Genomic DNA, 2787 nt, shown 5'->3' with positions numbered 1-2787 from the left:
CGCGCAGATCGATGGCGCCCGACGAGTTGCAGACCGGTCAGAACAGCTCAAGAAGCAGAGGTTCGCCAAGGTCGCCGGCCAAACCGTCGCGTTTGATGAGGAGCTCATCGAGCGGGCTCGCCAGGCGGCCGGCTACAAGGGCAACGTCGCTAACATCGCCCCGGCCGTTATGGACGGGCACGCACGCCGTCGTGGCCACCTATCACGACCTGTGGAGGGTCGAGCAGTCCTTTCGCATGGCCAAGTCCGACCTGAAGGCGCGGCCTACCTTCCACCGCCCCCGAGACTCGATCGAAGCTCAGCTGACCATCGTGTTCACTGCCCTTGCGTAGCCCGCCACCTGTAGGACCAGACCGGGGTCTCGCTTAAGAAGATCATCCAGACACTTCAGCCCTTGCGCACCATCGTGGTCACCGTCAGCGACCAAGAACTCGTCGCCGAACCGGCTATCGACGACGCTGCCCGAGACCTCATCCACTCAATCAACGTGGGGCAATACTGGAAGTCAGGTGTGAGCTCGGGGTGACGACAGTCCAGGCGTCGACTCTCGCTCGCCATCGAGAACTGAGGAGGCTCACGACGTCTTCGATCTCGAGGCCGCTCCAAATCAGGTTCTCGCTCGAGTGCTCAACGCTCGTGCTGCCGATGCCCGCCGAACACCCGACGAGGCCACCTGTTTGATGAGGACCAACAACGCGGTACTCAGTATCTGGTTTGGGGTCTGGTGAATGACCAGTCGGAGGATGCTCGCTGCCAACAACATGTCTAACAGCACTGGGAGTGCCATGGTGATTCGCGAAGTAGCGAGGAGAACCGAGGCAGCTGAAATCACACCGGCAGCGGTGACGAGTAGCGTCGCAGCGTTGATCGCCTCGTTCACGGCGGAGTCACCCCGTCGCGCGAAGGGGTTTGCCCTTCACGTTGTTCGAGTAGCGCCTGCTCCTGCTTGATTTCTTTCGCCAAAAAGAAATTGAGGGCCGTGCGGATGGCCGCGATTGCCGCCAGCTGCCCAATCTCCGTCAAGGTGGGCGAGACGGCGGTTTTCAACACGTCGCTGGCCAGCTGAAACTCCAATCCGAGAGCTAGATACCGCCCCAAGCCGAGGCGCACCGAGACGAAATGGTGCGGGTCATGCCGGTGCACTAACGCGGCATGGATAAAACGCGCGAACGCGATCACCGTGCCTACGAAGATGATCAGCGCCCCAGCGGATTCGACCAGCCGCACCAGAAGCATGACAGCGCTCTTGAGCCAGTCTTCGGACAAGATGTTCTCCATGCGCCCAGTGTTACCCGCGATGGACTGCCATCGACGACCGATGCGCGAAATCCGAAGGTGCGAGAGGGGGACGTAGACACGGCAGGGCTTGAGTATGGCGGGCTCGCCGGTGCATCCACGGTCGGAGTTCGACTTGGTCGTCCACCGCCGGCGCAGCAGTCTCGCGCTGCTGTGCCGAAGAGCCACGGCATCACATTCTCCGGTGAAAGGTTGCGGCGGGACCAGTACGATCCCGTTGATCTAGCTCGGTGCCGAATCGTCGGCGAGCTCGAAACCCGCGGCAGTCATATCGAGCAGCGTCACCGCACCCGTTATATGTCCGGGTTGAATGAGAGTGAGGCCAACAGCAAGTTCGGTAAGTCCCTGGCGGAGAGTGCGCTCGCGGCGGGCGTGCAAACGGTTTCTACGCACGGATGGGATTTGCGTGCTCGGCCGTGGTCGTCGCGATCACGGACCAGTCTGCCTGGGGTACTACCGTCCCCATCGACCCCTATCCGTGGCCGGAAAGCGTCTACGGGTTGTCGTGGGCCCTCGACGTGAACTTTTGCAGCACGCTCGGATGACACCCGATGGCCCAACCGCTCAACGTAAGGCATCACGGTCTCTTACGTAATTTGACTCGCTTACCAGGATGCCCCTCACCAGACCGTCATCAGTGTGGACGCCCGATTTGAACATCAGCCGCTCCCATTCGGATAGCAGCTCGTGACAACCGGCAGGGAAGTGATACGCGGAAAGCGCCGATCTGCGTGGGCGTGTTAGGTGGCACACCTTTTTGGTTAGGCGGGGGAATGGAGCTCTTCGCGTTGGTGCCGGTGGCCCAGGCGGAGATGTTCTACGGTCAGGGCTGGCAACAGATCGGAGCTCTGCTATTGGCATTCGTGCTCAGTTCCGTGATCGGCCTCGAACGGGAGTGGCGGGACAAGAGCGCGGGTCTGCGTATCTATTCAAGCGTGGGCACCAGCGCCGCGCTGTTGACGCTGTTGAGCAAGTACGGGTTCACGGACGTCGTCGTCACGGGGCTAACCGAAGCAGATCCATCTCGCCTGGCCGCCCAGATCGTGACAGGTGTGGGGTTCCTGGGAGCGGGTCTCATCCTCACCAGACATGGCACGGTCAGCGGCCTCACCACCGCTGCGACGATGTGGGGCACTGCGGCGATAGGGATCGCGGCAGGGGCAGGACTGTGGCTGCTCGCTCTAGCGGCCACCGTGCTGCCTGTGGTCTCCGCGTTGGTCTACGACGCCCTGTCCGAGAAAATCAATCCGAATCAGTCGAACCCGTAGGCGAGGTGCCTGCCTGCGACCCGGCGAGTGACATGGGTAGAACCGTCGACTTCGTCGAAATCGACGGTGGAGCTCACCCCGCGAGGTCGGATAGCCCAGGTATCCCGCACCCCACTTTGTCCGCCTGACCTGGGGATTTGGCTTTTGGTGGGGGCGGGTGTAACTTTATCGGAGCCGCCAGGGAGTGGGGGTTCGGGCCGAGAGGTTCGGGTCTTCGGTTCGG

General features: G+C 61.9%; 1 protein-coding gene and 2 pseudogenes. 2 read left to right on the top strand and 1 reads right to left on the bottom strand.

Annotated features, from left to right (window positions below):
- A pseudogene (locus ON04_RS17360) lies at nt 1-526 on the top strand (IS1634 family transposase); the annotation flags it as partial.
- A gap of 350 nt (nt 527-876) precedes the next feature.
- On the opposite strand, the gene ON04_RS15660 reads toward ON04_RS17360, so the two are convergent.
- Nucleotides 877-1278 (bottom strand): DUF1622 domain-containing protein, encoded by a 402-nt coding sequence (locus ON04_RS15660; RefSeq protein ID WP_033444397.1) that lies wholly within the window; start codon nt 1276-1278, stop codon nt 877-879.
- A gap of 791 nt (nt 1279-2069) precedes the next feature.
- On the opposite strand from ON04_RS15660, the pseudogene ON04_RS15655 reads away from it, so the two are divergent.
- Nucleotides 2070-2531: pseudogene (locus ON04_RS15655) on the top strand (MgtC/SapB family protein); the annotation flags it as partial.
- Between the last annotated feature and the right edge of the window lie 256 nt (nt 2532-2787).

Origin of the sequence: Dietzia alimentaria 72 (genome assembly GCF_000226215.1) — a bacterium.
Lineage (GTDB): Bacteria > Actinomycetota > Actinomycetes > Mycobacteriales > Mycobacteriaceae > Dietzia > Dietzia alimentaria.
This window is presented reverse-complemented; position numbering and strand designations above follow the sequence as displayed.

Coding starts and splice junctions, on each gene's coding strand:
- ON04_RS15660 (WP_033444397.1), bottom strand. CDS start 1,278: ATGGAGAACATCTTGTCCGAAGACTGGCTCAAGAGCGCTGTCATGCTT.